Here is a 26,520-nt window from a genome sequence, read left to right as displayed (position 1 = left end):
AACATACTCTAAAAGTACAACTTCAATACTTTCTCATCGGTCTTTTTACCAGCTATCGATCCGATCACCATACATACTAATGATACGCTGATACCAATCAGAATCTGGTGCAGATTTGCAATTTTCAGTCCGAAAAACATGGTCACACAGTAGCATACCGTTCCACCGATGATCGCACTGATAGCTCCGGCCTTATTTGCTTTTTTCCAGAACATGCCAAGCAGGAAGATCCAGAAAAAGGCACTTTCCAGTCCACCGAAAGCAAACATGTTAATTTTCCAGATTACACTTGGCGGATTGATGGAAATTCCAAAAATAATCAGTCCGATTACCAGCGTACAGATCTGGCTCAGCAGGGTTGTTGTTTTTTCAGAAACCGCATGTCCTTTTTTCTCCTTCTCATACATATACACATCTTTTACAATGGAAGATGTAGTGCTGAGCAGCAGAGAAGAAATCGTGGAAATCGATGCTGCAATCGGTCCGATGATACAGATACCGGCGATCAGTGGTTTTAAGGAACCTGCGATGGCCAGCGGAATGATATTGTCCACACTGTTGCCATAATCTGCCAGATTTCCTGTCAGAACACCTGCGGATAACACACCAATAAAGTTCATACCGATATTCATGGCACCAACTACAACAGTTCCCAGAATAATGGCATGATGCAGGGATTTTGTATCTTTGTAGCTTAAGCAGCGTACTGCAGACTGCGGAAGTCCCAGAGTAAAGATCCCCACCAGCATCCACTGGGAGATATACAGACTCACCGGCATATTGCCACCGGATAATGGCTCCAACATCTCCGGCTTGGTCGATGCGATGTTATTCATAATTGTCTCGTAACCGCCACCCTGACGGATGATACCAATCATTAGTATTACCATGCCCACAAGCATGACCATGGCACAGATGGCATCTGTGATTGCCACACCACGGAATCCTCCGACGGTTGTGTAGATAACTACTACCAGACCAAATACGATCAGACCGGTCAGATAAGAATATCCGGTTACTGCTTCGAATAATTTTGCGCCACCGACAAACTGTGCCACCATGGTTGCCGCAAAGAAAATGACGATAATAATCGCCGAAATATTTGCCAGTACATCAGACTGATAACGGTGACGGATCACGTCAATAATGGTAACCGCATCAATTTTCCGTGATACCATCGCCATTTTTTTGCCTAAAATACCAAGTACCAGCAACAATGCGGTTACCTGAACCACAGACATGTAGATCCATCCGAATCCAATACTCCAGGCCTGTCCCGGTCCGCCGACAAAGGAACTTACCGAACTGTAAGTTGCTACCGTGGTCATCGCCAGTACAAAACCGCCCAGACTTCTGGAACCGATAAAATAATCTTTTACAAATCCTTCCGATGCTCTCTTTGCAGAGGCCCGGCGCACATAAATACTTACGATCAGCATACCGATCATAAAGATAAACACCGGCATCAAAGCCAGAATATTCTTATTCATCTTCGTTTTCCTCCTCCAGATTAAAATCTTTGAATACGCGTTTCATCAGATATACAACGACAATAATGGAAAAAATCCAGGTACCGATGCATCCCGTGATGGCCCATAACGGAGTATGGAAAACGGTGATATGTAACTTACTTACCCCAAAACCTGCAACTATCCAGAACACGATAATTGCAATGACTGCCCAAAGGACAGATTTTGCCTCTTTTGCGATCTGCCGCAATTTTTCCTTTCGCTTCATGACGTCCTCCCTTAATTCTGGCTCGTGTCAACGACTCCATTTTTCTTTTTTTATATAAATTGCTGTGATTCTTTCTTCTCTGATTTTTTTATGTACACTCAAACAATTACGAATCCACTTATTCCTGATAACTTTCTTTTTTAAAGAATAATTTCAGAAATATCGTTTGCATACATTTTTCAGTAGATGTAAGAATTCACTTCATTTCAAAATTGTAATACGCTACAGCAATGCTTCTCTGAGTATCTTCTGGTCATCATAAACTGCTACTGCACCGGCACTCAGTAATTCCTCTGCGGTTCCAAATCCATAGCTTACTCCAATACAGTCAATGCCAGCTTCTTTTGCACCATCCGCATCATAATGGGTATCCCCAAGAAGTACGGTTTTCTCTTTTGAAAAATCAGCATACTGCTGTTCCATGCGACGAAATGCCTCTCGCAATACCTGCATTTTCGTATCGATTTTCCCATCGTGGCTTGCTCCCACAACTTCATCCAATTCTGAGATCAGATTAAATTTTTCCAGGATCTGGCGGCACTGTGCCTCCGGCTTGGAAGAAGTGATTACCTGAATATAACCGGCTTCTTGAAAAGCCTGAATCGTCTCGCGTATCCCTTCAAACAATTCACATTCATATACACCAGTCGGAATATAACGCTCCCGGTAACGTGCAATTGCTTCCTCTATCTGATTCTCTTCAAATCCCAGATATTTTCTAAAAGACAGGCGAAATGGCGGTCCGATAAATTTACGGATTTCCTGTTCACCTTCCAGATGAATTCCATAGGGTTCCAGGGCATATTCCAGACATTTTTTCACGCCTTCGTAGGTGTTTGCCATTGTTCCGTCCATGTCCCAGAAAATAAATTTATATTTCTTCATTTACTACTCCAATTACTCTTTTTCTTTATATCAGTACTTATCTGTGTTCTGCCTTTTCCAGCAGTTCCTGACGCAGTTGTGCCACCGTTCTGTGCAATACCGGGTGTACTTTTCCCGGACAAAGCATATTCAATGGTTCCAGTACAAACAGGCGATTCTGCATATCCACATGTGGAATGATCAGATCCGCTTCTGCGATTATTTCATCGTCATAAAAAATAATATCCAGATCGACAGTACGTGGACCCCAGTGAATCAGACGTTCCCGACCAAGTTCTGCTTCGATTTTATTCAATAGATGCAGTAATTCCTGCGGTGTAAATAAAGTCTCCAGTTCTACTGCCCCATTTAAAAATGGCGGCTGATCTGTATAGCCGTAAGGTGCTGTCTCTATCAGATTGGATACTTTTACTTTACGGATTTCTCTACATTCATGCAACAAGTTCACTGCTGCCTGCAAAAACTGCTGCCGTTCCCCGAGATTGGAACCGACAGACAGATACACCTTATGCCAGCCACGACTGATTTCTACGGATACATTTTCCAGTGGCAGACCAATCGGTGCCCATGGTTTCTGAATCTCTAGGTCAAGCTTCTGTAATAAAGGGAATTCCAGCAGCAATGCCTGTGCCATCTGCTCTGCCACAGCCTCGATCAACTTAAAAGTATGTGTCTGCATATACTTTGTCATAAAATGGCAGATTTTTCCATAATCTGTGGAATATTCCAGTTCATCGGAATATCCTGCTGCTCTCGTATCAGTATATAACGTCGCATTGATCAGAAACTTCTGTCCCAGTTTGGTTTCTTCCGAAAATACGCCATGATGCCCGAATACTTCCAGATTTTGTATTTTAATACGATCCATATCGGATTCTTCTCTCCTCTCTGTTTGCATTCCAATGGCTGAATTTTCCACAGCCAGCTTTTTATTTTCATTTTTTCCTGTCTCGAATCTGTATTTTCATCATTACAGGTATCCGAAGACCAATCATCCAGATTTTTTACGCATTCAAAATCGCTTTTGTCATCTGAATAGCCTGTTTATTAGCTTTTATATCATGCACACGCACAAATGCATACCCCTGCTGAACGGCAAATACAGTCGTAACAGCTGTTCCCACAGCACGGTCAGTCACCGGTGTATCAAGCGTCAGTCCAATCACAGATTTACGTGAAGTCCCAAGCAACAACGGATAGCCCAGCTTTTTCAGATCATCCATATATTTAATCGTTGTCAGATTCTGCTCATAAGTTTTTCCAAATCCAACGCCCGGATCCAGAATAATCCTGTCATCTGCGATACCAGCCTTTTTCGCCAGTTCTACGCACTCGGCGGTTTCCTGATACCATTCACTTAAAAAATCGCCATAATCGCTATTGTCGCGATTATGCATCAGGCAACATGCCGCATCTGCTTTTGCGATCACATCTGCCATCTTCGGATCGTATTTCAGTCCCCAGATATCATTGATCAAATCCGCACCGACTGCAATTCCAGCTTCTGCTACCGCACTTTTATAAGTGTCCAGAGATACCGGAACATCAAATCTGGCTTTTACCGCCTCAATGATTGGTGCCACACGGTCAATTTCTTCCTGATCTGTGATCTGTACATGTCCCGGTCTGGTAGATTCTCCACCAATATCGATGATATCTGCTCCCTCTGCCAGCATTTCTTCTGTATGACGCAGTGCAGCATCCATACAATTGAAATTGCCACCATCAGAAAATGAATCCGGGGTCACATTCAAAATGCCCATAATATAAGTCTCATGATCCGTGTCGAAATTTTTCTTTCCTATTATCATTTCTTTCCCTCTACTAAATTGTTATGTTCTTCTTTATTGTCAAAACGTTCCGCAATTTTTCTAGCTGTTTCCCATATCTTCTAAAATCAAATATATCATCGACTATTTCCGTTTTTCTTCACTGTTTTGTATTTTAGCCACTGTTTTCATGTAAAAAATCACATTAGCCCTCACTATAAGTTTACCAGCAAATCGTCTGATTACGTTCTTCTTTCTTCCATTTACAGGAGTCTGATGCCTCACAGAAAAAACAGTTTCTTGAAAGATGATCCGCTCTGCGAATATAGTATTCCATCGTATAAAGCTCTCCTTCATCTTCTTCTCTGCCATGATGCACACCCACGATCTGTAATGTTTCCTTCATCCATTCTGTCGGATATTCAATTTCCATCAACAGTTTTTTTGCAATCCGCACACCGGCAACGCTGTGATGTTCCCCGGTCTCATACTGCGCCACTCTGCCAATATCATGCAACAGACCGGTCACATAAAACTGATCTTTTTTCTCTTGGATGTTATCTGCATTCAGGTATGTTTCCTCTGCATAGTCAACATTGTCATTTTGCATATCTGTCACATGTTGTCCTGCAATTGTCATATTGTTTTCCAGTGCATTGACATGCGCTCTCGTTTCTGTTTTTTGCCAATGGTCTTTCAAATGTGTCCTATATTCATCTTCCAGATACATCATCCATGCCATCCGGCAGACATCCAGCGCATGTGACAGTTCATGATGACAGTACATTCTGTCCTGTTCCATCTCCTGCACACGTTTCTGCAATTGCAAAAATTCCGGGTGTTTCAGTAGTTTTTCCGTAAATTTCATAAATCTTTCTTTTCCTGTTTCTGTGCAACTGTTACTGTTCTGGTGTTATCCATTATCAAATTATTTTTTTCATGCAAATTTACCCATTCCGACTGTCTCTTCCATGCAAAGTTTTAATCTGACTAACCTAATTTTGCAATCAATGCTACTCAAATTGTCTACACGAACTAATTTACTTATGTGATTTTTATCCTAACACCAGTAGTTTATTTTTCACTCTCATATGTATTACACACATCCCTCAGATATGACAGAGAACCAAAAGCCAGTATCATATCCTCTTTCTGCGCATCCCGTAAAGCATATAATACCGCATCCTGGATATTTTCACAATATTGTGCGTGAATATTTTGTCTCAAAAGTTGCTTTTCCAGCTCTTTTCCGTCCAATGCACGGGGATTCTTTGGTGTCACTGTATACACATGATCTCCCGGCTGAAACATCATTGCAATCATTTTTTCATAATCTTTGTCCGCCAGAACGCCCATAATATATACGATTCTACGCTCAGAAAAACCATCGTCCAATGTTTTTCTCAGTTTGCGCACTGCATCTTCATTGTGTGCCCCATCCAGATAGAAATCCGGTTCCGTTCCAATTTGTTCCATACGACCGTGCCAGGTGGTATGTGAAAGTCCCTGTTGAATCACAGTTTCTGTGATTTTCGGATACTTTTTCTGTAAAATATGCAATATATTTAACACACAGACCGCATTTTCTACCTGAAATGCACCACAGAGAGACAGGTTAACCGTAATGCATGGGGAATCACTTGCTGACTCGTCTTTCCGAATATTATTTTTTACAGTATCCGCTGCAATACATACCTTATTACTATTCATCGGTGTTTTCCACTCAAACGCATACCGGCCACCTATTTGTGTCACATTCTGGACCTGCGTGGCATCCGCAAGAAACAGTTCTGCCTGCATTTCTTCTGCTTTCCTTTTAATGACTTCCATTGCCTCCGGTTTCTGCTGCATGGTAACTATCGGCACCTGCGATTTGATAATGCCGCTTTTTACAGTTGCGATCTCTGCCAGTGAGTTTCCAAGGAAACGGATGTGATCCATACTGATGGATGTCAACACGCTGACCAGTGGCTTTCTGATCAGATTGGTCGCATCTGTCGCACCGCCCATTCCGACTTCCAGCAATGCAATATCACATTTTTCCTCATAAAACCATAAAAAAGCTGCCGCGGTTTCCACCTCAAACCGGGTAGGATGTGCCTTTCCCTGTGCCACCAGTTTCTCACAGGCCGCTTTTACCTTGGTAAAAAGCTGTGCCAGCCGCTCTTTTTTTATATTTATACCATTCATCTGAAATTCATCTTCATAAGCAAATACATCCGGCGTGCAGAATCTTCCCACACGATATCCGGATTCTGTCAGGACCTGTGAAAGCATAGCGCCCACAGAACCTTTTCCGTTTGTACCGCCGATATGCACCAGTGGAATTTCATCCTGTATATTGCCAAGTTCTGCCATCAGATTCTGAATGCTGGTCAAACCTAACTGACTGCCATATTTTTTTGTTTCTTCCAGAAAATCCATTGCTTCTATATAATTCATTGCCTTTTCCATACTCCTTTTTCTGTCACGAGATATTCCATAGGAAGATCATTTTCTTCTGTTGGCAGTTGATCCGCCACCTGCAGTTCATAAGCCACTCCTACTTTTACACAATCTGTTTTTCCTTCAAAAAACCGGTCATAGTAGCCTTTGCCATATCCCATACGGCTACCCTGACGGTCAAAAGCTACTCCCGGCACAAGCACCAGAGCTTCTTCCCAATCAATTGGATTTGTCTCCACCGGTTCCATCACATGAAAAGTACCTTCCTCCAGTTGTGAAAAACTGCTGATTTCAAAATATCGCATTGTTTCTCCAAATACTTTCGGGAAAGCAATCCGTTTCTGCTGCCGCCAGCCTTCTTCCATCACCGGACAGATATCTACTTCATTTCCAAGCGGCGCATATACCAGCATTTTTTCTGCCTGCTGAAATAAATTGCTTGAAATGATATTCTGGCAGATTCGATCTGATTTTTCTTTTACTTCCATCTCGCTCATTTTATTTCGCAGCATCTTATACTGTTTTCTGATTTCTTTCTTTTCCATCATTTTCAGCTCTCATTCTATATCATGACTCCTCGCGTTCCTGCTAATTATCTCTTCATACTATAATATATTTTCTTTCCGCAAATCACAATACAAATACGGCATAATATCATTTTTTTGATATTATGCCGCATTTATAAATTAATTTAACAATTATTAGCACTTATTTCAAATTTTCTTGGAAGCTTCTGTTATATTTTTACATAGCCTCAAATTACTATTTATTTCAGCTTCTTCAATGAGCCTTCATGTTCTTCCATTCTTCCACCCGGAATTGCATTTTCATATCCCATTTTTTTCAATTTTTTCGCAGCTTTTTTTGGATCATTATCATAGCTTCCAACGATATAAATCTTCTTTTCCTTATCCGGCACACGTTTTTCGATCAGTTCTAACTGCATCATTGGAATATTGATACTGCCACTGATATATCCCCGTTTATATACATCCTTGGCACGAACATCAATCAGCACTGCATTTTTATCTGTTCTTGACTCATTGATAGCATCATTTACCGTTAAAACCTTAAATCGATCAAAAATCCCCATTTTTTGTTTCTCCTTCGCTTTGTTATGTCTTTCTATGCTGTTTCGCATATTCTTGCATGTAAAACAGTATATAGCGATTAAAAAAATCTAACAAGTTATTTCTGAAAAAATTCCAGCACTGTATTCACATACCTGTCCATCGTCTCATCATCGCTGCTATAGGTTTCATGCTTAGTTCCCGGCAGATAGAGATATTCACAGTCAGCCACACCGTTCTTTTTAATCTTATCCGCAAATTTCTGTATTTCACTTGTCCACACATAATCGTCCTGCTCTGCCTGAACGATCAGCATCGGGGCTGTATACGTTTTCCAAGCATGATGCATCAGGTAAGTGTTCATCTTTGCAGCATTTGCCAACCAGCCATAAGATGCCGCACAGATCTGCATCTCTTTTGTTGCTTTTCTGCGTTCGTTAAACCGGGTAAATCTCGCCTTTGATGTTGACGCACTAGTCTCAAACGTTTCGCTGGCATCATAAGGTTTCTGTCCCATGACATAATGCTCTGCTTTTCCAATCAGACACTGAAGCGTTGATACGGATGCAGAAATCCCCCAGGGAACATTTGCGGTATGCGGCCGGATCATCGGTGAATTCAAAATCACATGTGCAAACCACTCTGGCTTCCATGATACTGCAATCGCTCCAATCGCCCCTCCCATCGAATGGGCAAACAGATTGAACGGCAAATCCGGATATTCCTTTTTTGCCATCTGACAAACCTTCAGAAAATCTCTGACATAACGTTTCCATGTATCAATATGTACCAGCGAAGAATCTTCTGTCAGACGATAGCTCCATCCATGTCCGCAATGTTCCGCCAGATACACATGATACCCAGCCTGCAAAAAGTAATAGACCAGTTCATCATATTTCGGATAAGATTCCGTAAATCCATGACAGATCATGATTACGCCTTTTGGGGTGTCTGCCTCATAACGCATCACATGCAATTTTCCTGTTGCATCAGAACTGTCTGTGTACCCACTTTTACATCGTTGTTTCAAATATAGCTCCACCGTTTCCTTCATCGTTACATCATAATTTATTTCCTGTATAATTTCCATAGTGTTATTCCTTTTCATATAAGATTATTTCCCGCTAATAATCCCGTTAATTCTTTTTTCATTATAAAACGCAAGGATAATACCGCCAACACAGCAAAATACTGCTGCTCCAAATGCTGCGACCCGATAACCGGTTCCGTTTCCCGCTCCAATCGTAGAAACAGCTGTAAAAATCAGCATGGAAAGGCTCTGCCCAAGTTTAAATGCAAAGGTTCTTGCTGCATAAAACATGCCTTCCCGGTTGCTTCCGGAAGTTATAGCATCACTCTGTGCGATATCTGCAACCACTGCCTGCGGGAGAATTCCGAAAATTGCCATCGGCAGCGCTGCCACTACCATGAGAATCAGTCCCTGCACATTTTCCGGAATAAAAGAGATTTTCCCCATAAAACCGGTATAAAAATAAGCCAGACTGAATACCACAAATGCAAACAGAATCATCTTTTTCTTTCCGATCTTCGGTGTCAGCTTATTAACCGGTATATAAAATACCAGAGACAATGCAGTCATTCCAACAAAATAAATCGTTGTCATTGTCTCCGGAAGACGTAACAGACTGGTCACAAAAAACGGAAGTCCGGTCTGGAACATGGTCAGTGCAATCCAGTAAAAAATATCAGATCCGACAAATTTGCGAAATTCCCCATTTTTAAATGTTTCCACAAGAGAACGGAATGCGGATTCTTTTGCCGGAGCCGTATTGACATACTCTTTTTCCTTGATACAAAATACCGGAACAAGCATACAGATAAATGCAATCACTGCCATAATCGTAAAAGTCACACGAATTGCCCCGACTCTTCCAAACGCCGGAATAAACATGCCCCAGATCGTCGGTGCCAGATAAGCGACTGCAGTTCCTGCAATAAATGTAAAAGAAATCACTGTGGAAATATTCAGACGCTCCTGCTGCGTATGTCCGAGTTCCGGAATCAGCGCATTATAAGGTGTGCAATATGCCGTAATTGATAAATAATATGCCAGAATCATAATTAATAAAAATACTGCATTGATCCGGCTGTTTTTATTCACCGGTGACCAGAACACCAACACCGTGGAAAGTGCCAGGGGCAGGGATGCCCATTTCAAAAACGGAATTCTTCGACCGTGTTTCGAGGTACACCGGTCGGATAACGATGCGATCATCGGATCGGTAAACGCATCAAAAATACGTCCGAACGCGGTAATTCCTCCGATAATCGTAAAAATACCAAATACCACCAGTCCCTGTGGAATAAATACCGTCTGTCCCTGACTGATTGCTACCTGATCCGGCTGATAAAAGTATACCAGCCAGTTTGAAATAATTCCTGACAGCATTGCCCAGCCAAACTGACCTGCTGCAAACTGCCATATTTTTGCCGTTGAAAGTTTCTTCATAATAATACCGTCTCCTTTTCTATCTTATCTTTTCTCATGATTCATCATAAAAAAATTTAAACTACATTATTTATCTGTTATTCTATAATGGAATAACCCCTCCAACCATCTCCAAAGTCCACACAGCATCATTCATAATCAGAACCATTCTGTGTCAGTCCCTTCAAAATCAACCTTGTCATCACCTGAAGCTGTACGTTTCCTTCTACCATCTGATCTGAAGTTAAAATGTCTCCTCCCACTGCCAGTTTTTCCATCAGTGACAACAGGGTATGTGTCAGTGAAAAATACATTTCATCTACCGAACAGGAAAAAGTAAGACTCCGATCTTCCAGCCCTGTTTCCAGTGCATTTGTCACATATGGTTTCAACTTCAAAATGCCATCTTCGTAATCAGACAGACCTTCTTTGGAAATCTCATATTTTTTTACAAACACATCAAATTCCTGTAAAAATTTCAAAAATGCTTTCTCTTCTTCAAAAATCCGGCAGAAAATATGTAAAATCTGTTCCAAACGCTGATAACCGCTCCACTTCTTTAAAGAAACAGATTCCGCTCTTTCCAGCTCTGTCAGATATTTTCCTGCCACCTGTTCCCAGTAGTGTCCCGCAGTTTCAATCACCAGTTCGATTTTCGTAGAAAAATAACGATATACCGTCGCAGCACCCACACCGGCATGTTTCGCAATTTCTTCTATTGAAGTGTCTTCGATACATTTTTTCTCAAACAAGGTTATCGATGCCGTCAGAATCTGCTTTCTTTTCTGCTGTGCCTGTCGTTCTCTTGTGCTGAGTGCTATTTTATCTCCACTCATATGTTTATCACCTTCTTTTATGATAGTAATACTATCACTTTTATCCTTATTTTACAATATAATTCTACAATCATTTTATTTTTTATATATTTTTACCAATTCCAAACCTTTTCTGATATATCTGCCAAAATAATTCGTAAACTACTTACAATAACGTCCCGGCTGTTTTTTATATAGCTTTGTACAACAAAAAGAGAACCTCCGATTCCTGCCTGAGACAGGAACCGGAGGTTCTCTCTTCTTATCCAATATTTATTTCATCAAACACATATGAATATTCTTCGTCAACGATCTATTATCTTATCTTAGAAAAATAACAGTCCACCAACCTGTAAGAACAGTGGGGCGAATACTAATGACACGATTGTCATAAGTTTGATCAGGATATTGATGGAAGGACCTGATGTATCCTTGAACGGATCACCTACAGTATCACCAACAACGGCTGCTTTGTGCGGCTCGCTTCCTTTTCCACCATGATTTCCACCCTCGATGAATTTCTTAGCGTTGTCCCATGCTCCACCGGCGTTAGCCATGAAGATAGCCATCATAACACCAGTAACCAGAGCACCTGCAAGCAGACCACCAAGAGCTTCTGTACCAAGCAGGAGACCAACGACAATCGGAACAACGATTGCAAGAACACCCGGAACGATCATCTCTTTTAAGGATGCCTGTGTAGAGATACCTACGCAAGTTTTGTAATCCGGTTTGCTTGTTCCCTCAAGGATTCCTTTGTCAGCTCTGAACTGACGACGAACTTCCTCGATCATTTTGTAAGCAGCTTTGGAAACTGCTTCCATTGTGATGGATGAGAACAGGAATGGTAACATGGCACCGATGAACAGACCAGCGATAACAACCGGGTTCAGGATACTGATACCGGACTCCATCAGATTAACTGCTTCTGCATAACTTACGAAAAGTGCAAGAGCTGTCAGAGCTGCGGAACCGATAGCAAAACCTTTACCGATAGCTGCTGTTGTATTACCTACAGAATCCAGAGAGTCTGTGATGTCACGAACGCTCTCATCCAGACCGGACATCTCTGCAATACCACCTGCATTATCTGCGATCGGACCATATGCATCAACGGCTACTGTGCTTCCTGTTGTAGCAAGCATACCTACGGCTGCAAGAGCGATACCGTATACACCAGCCATCATGAAAGCTACGATAATTGCAACTGCGATCAGAACAACCGGTAATGCACAGGACTGCATACCAACTGCAAGACCACTGATGATATTTGTAGCAGATCCTGTCTCAGACTGATCTGCGATTTTCTGTACATGTCTGTAATGATCAGATGTATACCACTCTGTGATTTTACCGATCAGCAGACCAACAATCAGACCTGCAACGATTGCAACAAACGGTTTCATAGAACCAAGCATAACTTTGGAAAGAATTGCAGCGAGCACGATTGTGATCATATAAGAAACATTCTCACCAGTGTTCAGTGCTTTCTGCGGATTCACACCATCTTTACCACGTACAAAGAAAATACCGATGATAGAAGCGATGATTCCAACTGCGGAAAGTACTAACGGATAGAAAGCTGCTCCAATGGTTCCTGCTGCTCCGATGTAAGATGTAGATGCTGCAATACCAAGTGTGATTGCAGAAATGATAGAACCTACATAAGACTCGAAAAGGTCAGCTCCCATACCAGCAACGTCACCTACGTTGTCACCTACGTTATCAGCGATAACGGCCGGGTTACGAGGATCATCTTCCGGGATACCAGCTTCTACTTTACCAACAAGGTCAGCTCCAACGTCAGCAGCTTTTGTATAGATACCACCACCAACACGGGCAAATAAAGCAACGAAAGAAGCACCGAGACTGAAGCCGAACAGGATGGATGCGTTTCCTGTCAGAACATAAATGATGCTGACACCAAACAGACCAAGTCCAACTACACAAAGTCCCATAACTGCACCGCCACGGAATGCAACGGATAAAGCAGCTGCCATACCTTTCTCTTTTGCAGCATTTGCTGTTCTGACATTTGCTCTTGTAGCAACTGTCATACCACAGAAACCAGCAATAATAGAGAAGAAAGCTCCAATTAAGAAACAAATAGCTGTTGTCCAGCCAATTGCAAATCCTACTGCCACGAATACAATGACAATAATGATTGCGAGAATTTTGTACTCAGCGAATAAGAACGCGCGAGCACCTTCATGGATTGCTGCTGCAATTTCTTTCATACGGTCTGTACCTTCAGACTGTTTTTTTACATTGGCAGCTAATCCTGCGGCAACCAATAAAGCAATGATGCCGATGATTGGAATAATAATAGTCCAAGTCATGATGTATTAACTCTCCCTTCAATAGTCATAAAGTATGTTCTAACTTCCATACTTCATTGTGAATAACTAATCTCCGCAACTTTCATATTTCATGCCATACATTCTTATTTCATATCAAAAATGATGCCATGTCTATAAAAGCCTGCAAAAATTGTCTAGGCATTATACTAGCATATGCAAAATAGGCTTGTCAACGATTGTTATGCAATTATCAATCTGTTCTGTGCAAATCCAACTATTTTACCTTTGATATCACCATTCTTTTCGTCATTATTCCATATGCTTTTTCCGCTTTTTTCCACATTTTTTCAAGAATCACTATTTTTCATAATAAATCAGATTCAATTTCATTTTCCATAAATGTATGTTTTATGCTACAATAATGCATGGCATTTTTAATGCTTTATTACTAATTATATTATTCGAGGTGAATGTTTATGCAGTCAGATATTGCAACAGAATTAATACAGTTTATAAAGACAAGTCCATCTGCTTTTCATGCAGTAGATACGATGAAAAAAGAGTTCCTGGCAAATGGATTTACAGCCCTGGAAGAAAACGAGCGCTGGAGTCTGAAAGCCGGCGGACAATATTTTGTCACTCGAAACGACTCTTCCATCATTGCTTTTTCCATCCCGGAAAATGGATTTGACGGCATGCGTATCATGGCCAGCCACAGCGACTCTCCTTCCTTTAAAATCAAGGAAAATCCGGAAATAGAAGTGGAAAAACAATATATCAAACTCAACGTGGAATGCTACGGTGGCATGATTTTTGCACCTTGGTTTGACCGTCCGCTTTCTGTAGCCGGACGTCTGATCCTCAAAAATCCTTCCACCGGGAAACTGGAAAGTAAACTGGTCAATGTAGACCGTGATCTGGTCATGATACCCAACCTGGCCATCCATATGAACAGGGAAGTAAACAGCGGCTATAAATATAATGCACAAAAAGACATGCTTCCGCTTTACGGTATGAGTACAGCAAAGGACACCTTTACGGAAACAATCGCTCAGGCAGCAAATGTGTCTGTCAACGATATTCTCGGACACGATCTCTTCTTATATAACAGAGAATCTGCCAGCATCTGGGGAGCCAATGAGGAATTCATTTCCGCTCCGCAACTCGATGATCTGCAATGTGCATTTTCATCCATGAAAGGTTTCTTGTACGGAGGAAAAAACAATTTTCTTGCTTTACATTGTGTATTTGATAACGAAGAGGTCGGAAGCGGCACCAAACAGGGAGCTGCGTCTACTTTTTTACGTGATACCCTGCAGCGTATCCATGAAGTATTAGGCTATGACAGAGAGGATTACCGCATTCATCTGGCTAACAGCCTGATGCTCTCCGCTGACAATGCTCACGCAGTTCATCCAAATCACACTGATATGGCCGATCCAACCAACCGTCCTTATCTCAATAACGGTATTGTGATTAAATTCAATGCCAACCAGAAGTACTGTACAGACGCCGTATCAGCAGCTATGTTTCGTGATATCTGTAATCAGGCTGATGTTCCGGTTCAGACCTTTACCAACCGCTCTGATATCGCCGGCGGATCCACACTTGGAAACATCTCCAACACACAGGTTGCATTAAATACCGTAGATATTGGACTGCCACAGCTGGCTATGCACTCACCATACGAAACAGCCGGTGTCAAAGATACCGAGTACCTCGTACGGGCTGCACAGGAATTCTTCAATTAAATTCCTGTTTAGGTAAATTTGGTGGCTAAACGTGAGGTATCGAAGACGAAATTAAGTCACCAAACTTGCCTGCACACTGCGCCACGCGAGAATTTACACAATAACAATATTTCTGTTACGACTCGCGCATAATTTACACAATAAAAACGCACCTGAAGTTCAATAGATCATTCCGGTATCTTTCGGTTAGGAAGTGTTTCCAGAAGATAAAAGGTCGTCCAGCGGATTACACATTATTTGAAGCACTATACATGCTCACAAACAATAAATATGTAAGAAAAGATGAACAGTCTTATCATGATTGAGTGAAACTCCTCCAGTTGGACTATTCATCTTTTTTGCTTTCACCTAAACAGGAATTACTTCTTCACGCCCCGCGTATCACGGTTTGCGATTCTCAGCCGGTTCAGATGAACGGCTTTTTCTTTGATCATGATAATCTGTTCTTCTTCTCCCGTCAACTGCCATACTGCCGTAAGCAATTCGCCATCGGTCATGCGCATGCCGCGCACACCGACCGCTCCTTTTTTCTTCTCCGGGATATCTTCTGTGGCAAAACGCAGGAAATAGTTTTTCTGTGACTGAAGTACCATTGTAGACTCCGGCTCCGCCACTGCCAGATACAGAATCTTATCGTTTTCCTGCAGTTTTGTGGCTGCAGTGGTTTTCTTTGATACGTCAAATTCGCTGCCGGATACCACTTTACACATAGACTGTTCTGTCACAAACAGCAGTTTTTTATCCATGATATGCTCCAGAGCCATGACAGAGATAATGTTCTCACTGCTGCTGTCATAATTACTGATATTATCCACCGGAATTCCTTTATCACGAAATTTTCCATATGGAATATCAGCAACTTTTACCAGATGCATCTGACCATTATCCGTAAACAGACAGATTTTTCCGTCACTCATGCACGGAACAATCTGTTTATTCTCACTGTCTGCTGCTTCCTTGTTTCGCTCATATACAGAATTGTCCACAGTTTTCACATAACCGAAGCGATCCATCAACAATACAACCGGCACCGCTTCTGCCTCTTTTTCTTTGTATACAGCAGCTTTTCCGTTTTCGATCACAGTCAGTCGTGGATGGGAAAATTCTTTTTTCAGTGCTTTCAACTCTTTGATGATGACTTTTGCCATTGCCGCGCGGCTTCCAAGGATTTCCTGATACAGTGCAATGTTTTTCAGTGTCTCCTCATGTTCTGCCATCAGGGCTTCGATCTCCAGTCCAATCAGCTTGTACAGACGCATTTCCAAAATGGCAGTCGCCTGACGCTCGGAAAAATGAAGCATGGAAGCTGTCTTTTCGGAAAGTTTAGATTTGAATTTGATTCCTTCCGTCTCTCCGGTGATCAGGCATTTTTTCGCCTGTTTGATATTTTTGCTTCCGCGCAGGATTTCGATGATCAGATCAATGACATCACAGGCCTTGATCAGACCTTCCTGAATCTCACACTTGTCCTGTTCTTTTTTCAACAGTGTTGTATACTTGCGGGTTGCAAGCTCATACTGAAACTGTACGTTGTGACGGATCACGGACACCAGTCCCATGGTCTCCGGTTTGCCATTTGCTACGGCCAACATGTTTACGCCAAAAGTATCTTCCAGTCGTGTCTTCTTATATAAAAGGTTGCACAGGTTCTGCGCATCGGCTCCTTTTTTCAGATCAATGACGATACGGATACCTGCCTTGGAAGACTGGTTGGAAATATCCACAATATCGGATGTTTTTTTCGTCTCAACCAGACTGTATACATCATTCAGGAATTTACCGATATTTGCGCCGATCATGGTGTATGGGATCTCGGTAATAACGATACGCTCTTTTCCTCCTTTTATCGGCTCGATCTCTACTTTTCCACGCAGTTTGATTTTGCCGTTTCCGGATTCATAAATAGAAACCAGTTCGTCTTTGTTGATGACGATTCCGCCTGTCGGGAAATCCGGTCCCGGAATGTACTCCATCATTTCTTCTGTGGTGATATCCGGGTTTTTCATATATGCGATCACGCCGTCAATGATTTCACCCAGATTGTGCGGCGGAATGCTGGTCGCCATACCTACCGCAATGCCCTCTGCACCGTTGATCAGAATGTTTGGCACTTTTACCGGAAGTACGGAAGGTTCCTTCTCTGTCGCATCAAAGTTCGGGATAAAATCTACCACATCTTTGTCTAAATCTGCCAGATACGCCTGCTGCGTGATTTTCTGCAGACGTGCCTCGGTATAACGCATTGCTGCGGCGCCATCACCTTCGATGGAGCCAAAGTTTCCGTGTCCATCCACCAACGGCATACCATATTTGAAGTCCTGCGCCATAACGACCAGGGCTCCATAAATAGAACTGTCACCATGCGGATGATATTTACCCATGGTATCGCCGACTATACGCGCACACTTACGATACGGGCGGTCATAGCGGATGCCCAGCTCGTGCATATCATACAGCGTTCTGCGCTGTACCGGCTTTAATCCGTCCCGCACATCCGGCAGGGCACGGGCAATAATAACACTCATTGCATAGTCAATATATGATTTTTGCATGATCTCCGAATACTCAGTCCTGATAATCTGCTCTCTGTTTTCTGCCATGTTTTTCTCCTACAATCATCATTCAGGGTTCGCCTGCGAATCCTGATCCAAATCAGAAGATACTTATTTTTCTGATCTGGACTTTTTATTCTTTTCATTTATCGGATATTTGTAAAATCTGCTTCCATTATTATCAGATATCAATTCTACATTGCTTACTTGCAATTTCGTCACTTCATTTATTAGATATCTAATTCTGCATCGTTAGCATGCTCATAAATAAATGCTTTTCGTGGCGGTACATCCGTCCCCATCAGCATTTCTGTCACATCCGATGCCATACGTCCATCCTCAATCTCTACTTTTTTCAGCATACGTGTCTCCGGATCCAGCGTTGTCTCCCAGAGCTGTTCTGCATCCATCTCGCCCAGACCTTTGTAACGCTGCAATGTGAAACTTCCGGTGTGCGTCTTGCGGTAACGCTCCAGTGCCGCATCATCATAAAGATATTCTTCTTTTCCCTTTGACGGAATCACTTTATAAAGTGGCGGCATCGCAATGTATACATGCCCCTCAAAAATCAGTTCCGGCATAAAGCGATAGAACAGGGTCAGAAGCAATGTGGAAATATGCGCACCATCCACGTCGGCATCTGCCATAATAACGATCTTGTCATAACGCAATTTGGAAATATCGAAATCGTTGCCGTATCCCTCGGAAAAACCGCATCCAAACGCATTGATCATGGTCTTGATCTCCGCATTGGCCAGCACTTTATCAATACTTGCTTTCTCAACATTCAAAATTTTTCCACGGATTGGAAGAATCGCCTGGAAATTACGATCGCGGGCAGTCTTTGCGGAACCACCGGCAGAATCTCCCTCGACGATGAAAATCTCACATTTGGAAGCATCCCTGCTCTCACAGTTTGCCAGTTTTCCGTTGGAATCAAAAGAAAATTTCTGCTTTGTCAGCAAGTTTGTCTTTGCCTTTTCTTCTGTCTTACGGATTTTTGCCGCTTTCTCCGCGCAGGATAATACTATTTTCAGTGTCTCCAGATTTTTGTCAAAAAACAGCTGAATCTCGTCGCCGGTTACTTTCGCCGTAATACGGGACGCATCCTGATTATCCAGTTTTGTCTTGGTCTGTCCCTCAAAACGCGGATCTGGATGCTTGATGGAAATAACTGCAGTCATACCATTACGCACATCTGCACCGGTGAAATTTGCATCCTTTTCCTTCAAAATTCCAAGTTGGCGGGCATATTGATTCATAACGGTTGTAAAAATCGTCTTGAAACCGGTAATATGCGTGCCGCCCTCTGCATTGTAAATATTGTTGCAGAATCCCATGATATTCTCATGAAATTCATTCGTATACTGAAAAGCCGCCTCTACGGTAATACCTTCGCTCTCACCCTTGAAATAAACCACATCATGAAGCACTTCCGCCTTTTTGTTCAGATCGCGGACAAAGCCGATGATTCCTTCCTCTTCATGATACACGATATGCTCCGGTTCTTCTCCGCGAAGATCCTCATATATAATTGTCAGCTTTGGATTCAGATAAGCTGTCTCATGCAGACGGCTTTTTACCTCATCCTCCTTAAACCGTGTTTTTTCAAAAATCTCCGGATCCGGAAGAAAATTGATTTTTGTTCCTGTTTTTTTTGTTTTTCCAATAATCGGTAATAAACCATCTACCAGTGGCTCCACTGCCACACCACGCTCATATCTGTCATGGTGAATTGCTCCGTCTCTGCTGATCTGCACATCCAGATAGGTAGACAGTGCATTTACAACCGAAGATCCAACACCATGCAGACCACCGCTGGTCTTGTATACAGAATCATCAAACTTTCCACCTGCATGCAGCGTAGAAAAAACAAGACGTGCTGCCGGTACACCTTTTTCATGCATGCCAACCGGAATTCCACGTCCATTATCCTCCACCGTGCAGGAACCGTCTGCTTCCAGTGTGACCTTAATCTCACTGCAGGCTCCCGCCAGATGCTCATCCACCGCATTATCTACGATCTCATAGATCAGGTGGTTCAAACCCTTGCGGGACACACTTCCGATGTACATACCCGGACGCTTACGAACCGCTTCCAGGCCTTCCAGTACGGAAATACTTCCCGCGTCATATGTTACTTTATCTGCCATTTTTTCATCCTTTCAAGTCAGTGAACAAATGTTCACTAAAGTTTTTCTATTTTACCACAAAAACGGGAATCCCGCAAGGTGGATTCCCATTACAAAAGATTCATTGAAAAGGATACAACAATATTTACATCTTCCATTAACAGATACTTTCCAGATAATCAACTATGCTCTGCCATTCTTTCCCACCAACTATCAGCTCATAACAAAAACCATTACACTCAACAATCACAACACCATCTCCTGTAAGTACAGTTTCAGCAAAATCACTACTGGAAAAGTATAGTGTATATTCATCACTGGTTATGCTATCGAAAAAAGCCTTTGAATACTTCTCATTTATCGGATTTTCAAATTCACTGCATATTTTATTGAATGACAAAATCACCTCTTCATCATCAATGATTTTACTTTCCAGCGATTCTCCTGTCTCATTGTCCTTTAATACAATTATCATTTTATTTTTTACAGATGTCTCTTCGGATGTACTTATTTGTGTACTACTCATCTCTTCATTTGATGTGACTGTAGTTTTCTCTCTGCTACATCCTGATACTCCAAATATGCAAACTATACACAACGAAATAATCAGAATGATGTTCTTCCCTTTCATAGTATCACACCTTCCCATGTGTCATCTTATTCTTCCTCTTTCTTCTGTTTATCATTTTTTCTCTTTTTCCAGATTTTGCGAAGCACTACGACAACCACCACACAAATGACAACGATCGGGAGCAATATTGGCAGACCGCCCAGTAATCCAACCATAAAATTCTGAAATCCCTGTCCCATCTGATACATATTATCATTGAATTTTGCTTTCACACGTTCTCCAAAGGTTGTTCCCGTTGTGGAACTTTCCCGGTTCACCTCATACAGATCCAGATAGACGGTACTGTAAGTAACCTGATTGTCGTATACGCGAAGCTGAGACTCATAGCTTTCAATCTCATATCGCACATCTGTAATCTGAGACTGGATGGATAAAATATCTTTCATGGATGTTGCCTGTTCCATCATGGAAAATAGTGCATCCAGTTCTTCCCGCAGCGCTTTGATATGAGTATCCATATCTGTATACTGCAACGTAACATCCTCGGTGCTTTCACTAAATGTCCGAACATTGGACGCATCCTTTACGCCACCCACAAAATCATCCAATTTTTCTGCCGGAATTCGAAGTACAAGATATGCATAACGTGTTGTATCCCCGCCATAATTTCCGCCAACATCTGAACTTTCCACATAACCGCCGGCACTCTCCGTCTTTGCCCGCACATCCGCTACCAATGTATCAAACTCGGTAGTCTCCGCTGACATATTGACTGTTTTGATCAGTTTCTGCTCTGTGTTAACCCCTTCCATCTGTTCAAATTCTGTTCCATTCGTATCTGCTCCCTGTTCTCCAAAGTCCTGTGCACTTTGTTCCACGGCATCGTCTGTATTTACTGTTGCTTCTGTGGCACCATCCTCAGCCGTTGTTCCCTCACTGGCTGTTTTCTGATTATCTGCCCGAAAAGCACCGAAACCACTTTCACTGCGATTTGTGGCACCACCGTTTGCACTTGACATTGCGCTTTTTCCACATCCGATTGTTAATAGCATACATCCAGCCAACAACATACAAAGTATCCATTTTCTCAAAACAGAACATTTTCTCGCTTTTTTCTTTTCTCTCATGATCCTTCTCCTCCTGCAATCGCTGCTGTTATCTGACATCAAATTCAATCTGAATTGACTGCACATACTGATCACCACCATCGATATTTCCAATAGAAATATTTTTCAGCAGGCGGTAATGCCCTGCCTCAAGAGAACCGTATACATTTGCCCAGTCTACGTACCAGTCAAACCAATTCTGTTTATCCCCTGACTTCACTAAATGTAAAATATCGTGACATGCGATTTCATACTGCTTTTGACACTCCATCCATGTATCTGTCGCCTCATCATAAACTTCTATGCCTTCGTAATCATCTCCAAAACTAATATCTTCATCACCGTTATTTGTCAATCTTACTTTCAGGGATGTTGGTGTCACTTCTAACACTTTTATATCCACATTCTGTGCAAGTATCCCCGTAGATGCTGATGCGTCTTCCTCTGTGCCCGCCGAATCCTGACTGCTTTCTGTTTCTTTCTTATCCTCATTTAAAACATTAGATTCATTCTCCTGCGTATCCGAAGCATCCACGTTTCCACTTATTGTATCAGCATAATCTGACTTTCCCATTTCAGGGCTTTCCTCCTGGCTTGCCGTTTCTGTTTTGCCAGTTAAAGCAGACGATTCATTCTGCGACATTTTAACATTTCCACGCAGTCCGATCCAGCTTCCGCCTGCCACAACCACACATACAATACATGCGGCTGCCACACGGGTCCATCGCCGCCCACGTGCTTTCTTTTTCTGCTGTTCTTCTGCCTGTTTTCCCAGCTTTAAAACAAACTGCATTTTTTCAATAAACGGCTTTGAAAATGCATGCTGTCCTTCTCGTTCCATCTTTTTCTGCACCTGGTTTGCTTCTTCCTGCATGCAGTCTGTCAGCGCCCGTTTTAGTACTTCGTCCGCGCTACGCACTTTTCTGCTTTTTTTATAAACATGTGCGACTTTATCTGCTCTGTCCTGATTTTGTTTGTTCATTGCTCCCACACTCCTCTCTCAGAAGATTCTGCAACTTTTTCCGCGCCCGGAAAATCCGCACATTTACAACTTTTGGTGTCACGCCAAGCAGATCGGCAATCTCCCGATCTGAAAGTTCATGCAAATATTTATATTCAAATACCACACGATAAATTTCATCCAGTTTTTGAATGGCCTGCAAAATGCGTTCATAACTTTCCTTCACCAGATACTGATCCAGCACATCTTCACCGGAAACTTCTGCTTCCTGTTTTTGGGAAGCTTCTTTCTCTTCCATGATTCCCTGACGCTTTCTCCATAGATCCGTTGCCTTATTTTTTACAATGGTTGCCAAAAAATTCCGCGTTGCGGCAGACTCTACACTGCCAACTTTGTCCATATGACGCGTCAGTGCTAAAAATGTTTCCTGTACCGCATCCTCTGCCAGATGGTCGTCCTGCAACCGTTCACGCGCCAGATACCATAGAAAATACCGATATTTATGATAAAGCTGAACAAATTTGGACTGTTCCTCATCGCTGTCCAGCATGGTTAAAAACAAAAGCATAACGTTTCCTCCCCGTTATTTACGTGTATTTCCGAAATCTTTTAAGTGAAGATTTGAAAATTTTTGTTACAGATATCCGTAGTAAAAAGATTGTGTTTTATCTTTTCTATATATAATAACGGAAAAAGCCTGTCGTTTACTACAGAATTTTCCATTTTCATAATATTTTTTTACAAAAGATGTTATCCTAAAACACAAAATAGATAAAAACGAAAAAAGTACCTTGTCCATTCAAAACCATAGACAAGGTACTAAGTCATAAAAATATATCGATATATCTCTGAGAAAAATTTATAATATAACTTTAAAAAACAGGAATATAACTATCACTGCAATTATAGTGCCCCAAACGAACACTCCACACCTGTGAGATTCCTGTGAAAATCTACTGTGCTTTCCTTTTTGTTGTGAATCGTCACACTGCCGCGATGCCGATTTACCCCCTGATGATGAATGAGTCTTTCTGTTTGACCTGATTGTTTTTCGATATAAAGACAGCGGATCACTTGTAGACATCATCCGAGTATAAAAATTATTTATCCATTGTATATCATCACGGTTACACATGTTTGTTTCCGTACATCCCGGTTCATGCACAATTTGATTTCTCACCCAACGATAATGTTTCAATTGCGTAAAGCGGACATTCGCAATCCGCTTTCGCTACTTGCTCATGAACGCAGTCGCTTTGCGACCTGTCAGTGGGAGCTTTTAACTCCCACTGACATAAGCATCCCCCCTGCTTAGTGCTCTACGCACTTGAAGCGGGGGAATGCTTATTCTGCGTTCAAATCCTCATTCCAACTTTTAACATAACGCGAACCCACAGGTGTATTAATCATTTCATCAATATATAATGAGACACCATGCTTATCGCCGTACATCTCATTGCATAATTTTTCAAGTTTCTTATAAGAATCAATAAAATTCATCATTTACTCTCCACTAACTGAGTTTTTAGACATCATACGCCATACAGAACACTTCCAATATGTCATCGTATGCCAGTTCTTTGTAACCAATCAGTGTACGTGTTTTCCCTCTGGAGCACTTAAACGCCAGCATCTCCAAATCTGTTTCTTTCACACCAAGCATTTTCAAATTTGTTGGCATTCCAATAGATGCATAAAATGCTTCCTGCATGTTAATGGCCGTCTCAATGGTTTTCTCCGGGTGTTCAAAATCCACATCTACATTCCATACATTCTGTGCATACTGTAACCAGCGGTTGATGTTTGCCTTGTATACATAACGTGCCCAACTGCACCAGAGTGCTGCCAAGCCAGCTCCGTGTGCCACCTGTGTATACATTCCGGAAACCTCATGCTCTAATTGGTGAACAACAAGCTGAGTCTTTCGTCCACATCCTGTCAGACCATTATGAGCCAGTGAAGATGCCCACATCATATTTGCACGCGCTTCATAATTTTCCGGATCTGCCAGACAGTCTTTTCCGGCTTTCATCACGTTTTTGATCACAGCTTCTGCAATGGCATCCGTCAGATAAGTGTCTTCGCCCGGGCAGAAATAACGCTCAATCGTATGCATTGCAATATCCACGATACCACAAGCTGTCTGATACGGGTTCACGGTATAGGTCAGTTCCGGATTTTCAATGGCAAAATCCATACGGTTGCAGCTACATCCATAGCCTCGCTTTTCGTTTGTTTCTGTATTTGTGATAACACAGGAATTGGACATTTCCGAACCAGCTGCTGCCAGTGTCAGAATCGCACCTTTTCGCAATGTTTTCTGCGGTACACATTTTCCAAGGGAGAAATCCCATACATCGACGTCCGGATTTGCCACACCGTTTGCAATGTCTTTGGAAGAATCCAGTACAGAACCTCCACCGACTGCCAGTACAAAATCAATGCCTTCCCGCTGGCAGAGTGCGATACCTTCCCGCACAAGCTTCAGCTCCGGATTTGCTGTCACACCGCCAAGTTCCACATAAGCAATGCCTTCTGCTTCCAACGCTTTTTCCACGCGGTCTAACAGTCCACTTTTTCTGGCAGACTGACCACCAAAATGAACCAACACTTTTTTCGGTGCATATCCGGCAATGATTTTTCCAACGTTTAATTCTTCCTCTTTTCCAAAATAAACTTTCGTGGGTGTTTCATATACAAAGTTTTCCATACCATTCTACCTCCAGCAAACATTTACTTGTGTTGCTATTACTTTATAACAATCCGTAAAAATGTTCAACCAATCCTTCGATATTCCATAGAATTTACGTCACCATTCCCTGTACCATTCACAAAAAAATCCATTTACAAAATATAGCCCACATTTTGTAAATGGATTTTGGTATCATTTCTATTTTTCAAATTCTATACTTCCAGTTTCATGTCACCGTCTTTGATCCATCCGGCTTTTCTCATTCCTTCTGAGAAAATCAATGTCACAACTGCCGGCAGAACAAAATGCATGAGAATAATCTGAATCAGTGCCACTTTGGATGACATTCCTGTCTCAATCATTGCGCCATAAGCTGCGATCTGTCCAACGAAACCTGCGGAACCCATTCCTGATCCGATCGGTGTACTTACCATATGTAAGACCGCAGATGCGATCGGTCCCAAAATCGCGCTGGAAATAATCGGTGGCAGCCAAATCAGCGGCCTGCGCAGAATATTTGGTACCTGAAGCATGGATGTTCCGATTCCCTGTGCGATAAATCCGCCAAATTTGTTTTCACGATAACTTGCAACCGCAAAGCCAACCATCTGACAACAGCATCCGATGGTTGCCGCGCCTGCTGCCAGTCCTGTCAGTCCCATGGAAACGCCAAGTGCCGCGGAACTGATCGGCAATGTCAGAATCATTCCCATCAGAACCGATACTGCGATACCACCAAGGATCGGAGATGCCTCTACGTTAATATTTACCAGATTTCCAAGCCATTTCATAAAGTTGGAAATTGGCGGTCCAACGATGAATCCTGCTGCCGCACCGGTACAAATGGATACCAGTGGCGTCAAAATAATATCAATTTTTGTTCTTCCTGCAACCAGCCTGCCGCACTCAATGCCGATCAGAGCTGCCACAAAAGCTCCCAGAGGCTCTCCTGCTTTTCCCAATGCAAAACTTTCCATTCCCAGTGCCGGAAACGCTCCGATCATACCGGCCACCGCAGCAGAAACTGTTACAAGCGGTCCCTGTTTAAACTTTGCAGCGACACCGACACCAATACCTGCTCCGGTCACTGTTTTTGCCACACTGGAAATCGCAATCAGATAAGTTCCAATCTCATTTCCAACTAAAGTTCCAATCTGTCCAATGATCGTTCCGATGATCAGTGTGGAAAAAAGTCCAAGCGCCATTCCACTCAAACCATCAATAAAAATGTGATTCAGTACTTTTTTCATAAAACTTCTCTCCTTTATATTTTCTCATATTGCTA

24 protein-coding genes are annotated in these 26,520 nt (G+C 42.2%); 1 reads left to right on the top strand and 23 read right to left on the bottom strand.

Annotation, left to right across the window (positions count from 1 at the left end; all coding sequences use genetic code 11):
- Positions 1–8 precede the first annotated feature (8 nt).
- From panF to DXB15_RS09800, 13 genes are all read right to left on the bottom strand, one after another.
- Positions 9–1,490, bottom strand: a complete 1,482-nt coding sequence (gene panF, locus DXB15_RS09860) for a sodium/pantothenate symporter (protein ID WP_118702845.1) — start codon at positions 1,488–1,490, stop codon at positions 9–11.
- A complete protein-coding gene (locus DXB15_RS09855) occupies positions 1,483–1,737 on the bottom strand; it encodes a YhdT family protein (protein ID WP_118702844.1) in 255 nt (84 codons plus the stop codon). The genes panF and DXB15_RS09855 overlap by 8 nt, the downstream gene beginning before the upstream one ends.
- 222 nt (positions 1,738–1,959) lie before the next feature.
- Positions 1,960–2,622: an HAD hydrolase-like protein gene (locus tag DXB15_RS09850; protein ID WP_109215427.1), complete on the bottom strand. Its 663-nt coding sequence runs from the start codon at positions 2,620–2,622 to the stop codon at positions 1,960–1,962.
- A 37-nt stretch (positions 2,623–2,659) separates the two neighbouring features.
- The gene (gene folK, locus DXB15_RS09845) at positions 2,660–3,490 is read right to left on the bottom strand and encodes a 2-amino-4-hydroxy-6-hydroxymethyldihydropteridine diphosphokinase (protein WP_109215426.1); all 831 of its coding nucleotides are present in this window, start codon (positions 3,488–3,490) and stop codon (positions 2,660–2,662) included.
- Between the two features lie 136 nt (positions 3,491–3,626).
- Positions 3,627–4,433 (bottom strand): dihydropteroate synthase, encoded by an 807-nt coding sequence (folP, locus tag DXB15_RS09840; RefSeq protein ID WP_109215425.1) that lies wholly within the window; start codon positions 4,431–4,433, stop codon positions 3,627–3,629.
- Between the two features lie 181 nt (positions 4,434–4,614).
- Positions 4,615–5,259 carry an HD domain-containing protein gene (locus DXB15_RS09835; RefSeq protein ID WP_109215424.1) on the bottom strand — a complete coding sequence of 215 codons (645 nt, stop codon included), beginning with the start codon at positions 5,257–5,259 and terminating at the stop codon, positions 4,615–4,617.
- Positions 5,260–5,465: 206 nt separating this feature from the next.
- Positions 5,466–6,833, bottom strand: a complete 1,368-nt coding sequence (locus DXB15_RS09830) for a bifunctional folylpolyglutamate synthase/dihydrofolate synthase (protein ID WP_158582241.1) — start codon at positions 6,831–6,833, stop codon at positions 5,466–5,468.
- Positions 6,830–7,384: a 5-formyltetrahydrofolate cyclo-ligase gene (locus DXB15_RS09825; RefSeq protein WP_109215422.1), complete on the bottom strand. Its 555-nt coding sequence runs from the start codon at positions 7,382–7,384 to the stop codon at positions 6,830–6,832. Before DXB15_RS09825 ends, DXB15_RS09830 begins: the two co-directional genes overlap by 4 nt.
- A gap of 218 nt (positions 7,385–7,602) precedes the next feature.
- Positions 7,603–7,929: a rhodanese-like domain-containing protein gene (locus tag DXB15_RS09820; RefSeq protein ID WP_158582240.1), complete on the bottom strand. Its 327-nt coding sequence runs from the start codon at positions 7,927–7,929 to the stop codon at positions 7,603–7,605.
- Positions 7,930–8,024: 95 nt separating this feature from the next.
- Positions 8,025–8,996, bottom strand: a complete 972-nt coding sequence (locus DXB15_RS09815; RefSeq protein ID WP_109215420.1) for an alpha/beta fold hydrolase — start codon at positions 8,994–8,996, stop codon at positions 8,025–8,027.
- Between the two features lie 24 nt (positions 8,997–9,020).
- Positions 9,021–10,376 (bottom strand): MFS transporter, encoded by a 1,356-nt coding sequence (locus tag DXB15_RS09810; RefSeq protein WP_118702843.1) that lies wholly within the window; start codon positions 10,374–10,376, stop codon positions 9,021–9,023.
- Positions 10,377–10,504: 128 nt separating this feature from the next.
- A complete protein-coding gene (locus DXB15_RS09805) occupies positions 10,505–11,191 on the bottom strand; it encodes a TetR/AcrR family transcriptional regulator (RefSeq protein ID WP_109215418.1) in 687 nt (228 codons plus the stop codon).
- Between the two features lie 305 nt (positions 11,192–11,496).
- Positions 11,497–13,509 carry a sodium-translocating pyrophosphatase gene (locus DXB15_RS09800; RefSeq protein ID WP_118702842.1) on the bottom strand — a complete coding sequence of 671 codons (2,013 nt, stop codon included), beginning with the start codon at positions 13,507–13,509 and terminating at the stop codon, positions 11,497–11,499.
- Positions 13,510–13,946: 437 nt separating this feature from the next.
- Between DXB15_RS09800 and DXB15_RS09795 the strand changes: the two genes are divergently transcribed.
- Entirely contained in the window at positions 13,947–15,221 is a 1,275-nt protein-coding gene (locus DXB15_RS09795) for a M18 family aminopeptidase (RefSeq protein ID WP_118702841.1), read from the top strand.
- A 359-nt stretch (positions 15,222–15,580) separates the two neighbouring features.
- On the opposite strand, the gene DXB15_RS09790 is transcribed toward DXB15_RS09795, so the two are convergent.
- The 10 genes from DXB15_RS09790 to DXB15_RS09755 all read right to left on the bottom strand — a co-directional run bounded on the left by DXB15_RS09790 (position 15,581) and on the right by DXB15_RS09755 (position 26,485).
- Positions 15,581–17,821, bottom strand: coding sequence for a DNA gyrase/topoisomerase IV subunit A (locus DXB15_RS09790; protein WP_118702840.1), 2,241 nt, complete (start codon positions 17,819–17,821; stop codon positions 15,581–15,583).
- A gap of 182 nt (positions 17,822–18,003) precedes the next feature.
- Positions 18,004–19,926 (bottom strand): DNA gyrase/topoisomerase IV subunit B, encoded by a 1,923-nt coding sequence (locus tag DXB15_RS09785; protein ID WP_118702839.1) that lies wholly within the window; start codon positions 19,924–19,926, stop codon positions 18,004–18,006.
- A 136-nt stretch (positions 19,927–20,062) separates the two neighbouring features.
- A complete protein-coding gene (locus DXB15_RS09780) occupies positions 20,063–20,536 on the bottom strand; it encodes a hypothetical protein (protein ID WP_147404796.1) in 474 nt (157 codons plus the stop codon).
- A gap of 26 nt (positions 20,537–20,562) precedes the next feature.
- Positions 20,563–21,603 carry a DUF4349 domain-containing protein gene (locus tag DXB15_RS09775; protein ID WP_158582239.1) on the bottom strand — a complete coding sequence of 347 codons (1,041 nt, stop codon included), beginning with the start codon at positions 21,601–21,603 and terminating at the stop codon, positions 20,563–20,565.
- A gap of 28 nt (positions 21,604–21,631) precedes the next feature.
- Positions 21,632–22,564 carry an immunoglobulin-like domain-containing protein gene (locus tag DXB15_RS09770; protein WP_118702836.1) on the bottom strand — a complete coding sequence of 311 codons (933 nt, stop codon included), beginning with the start codon at positions 22,562–22,564 and terminating at the stop codon, positions 21,632–21,634.
- A complete protein-coding gene (locus DXB15_RS09765) occupies positions 22,533–23,111 on the bottom strand; it encodes an RNA polymerase sigma factor (protein WP_118702835.1) in 579 nt (192 codons plus the stop codon). Before DXB15_RS09765 ends, DXB15_RS09770 begins: the two co-directional genes overlap by 32 nt.
- A gap of 291 nt (positions 23,112–23,402) precedes the next feature.
- Positions 23,403–23,741: a DUF6548 family protein gene (locus tag DXB15_RS17890; protein ID WP_431602621.1), complete on the bottom strand. Its 339-nt coding sequence runs from the start codon at positions 23,739–23,741 to the stop codon at positions 23,403–23,405.
- 146 nt (positions 23,742–23,887) lie between these two features.
- Positions 23,888–24,046, bottom strand: a complete 159-nt coding sequence (locus DXB15_RS16955) for a DUF6548 family protein (RefSeq protein WP_158582238.1) — start codon at positions 24,044–24,046, stop codon at positions 23,888–23,890.
- Positions 24,047–24,068: 22 nt separating this feature from the next.
- Positions 24,069–25,253 carry an iron-containing alcohol dehydrogenase gene (locus tag DXB15_RS09760; protein ID WP_109215796.1) on the bottom strand — a complete coding sequence of 395 codons (1,185 nt, stop codon included), beginning with the start codon at positions 25,251–25,253 and terminating at the stop codon, positions 24,069–24,071.
- 194 nt (positions 25,254–25,447) lie between these two features.
- Positions 25,448–26,485, bottom strand: a complete 1,038-nt coding sequence (locus DXB15_RS09755) for a PTS transporter subunit IIC (RefSeq protein ID WP_109215797.1) — start codon at positions 26,483–26,485, stop codon at positions 25,448–25,450.
- Positions 26,486–26,520: the final 35 nt, after the last annotated feature.

This window comes from Roseburia sp. OM02-15, from assembly GCF_003481835.1.
Lineage (GTDB): Bacteria > Bacillota > Clostridia > Lachnospirales > Lachnospiraceae > Eubacterium_I > Eubacterium_I ramulus_A.
This window is presented reverse-complemented; position numbering and strand designations above follow the sequence as displayed.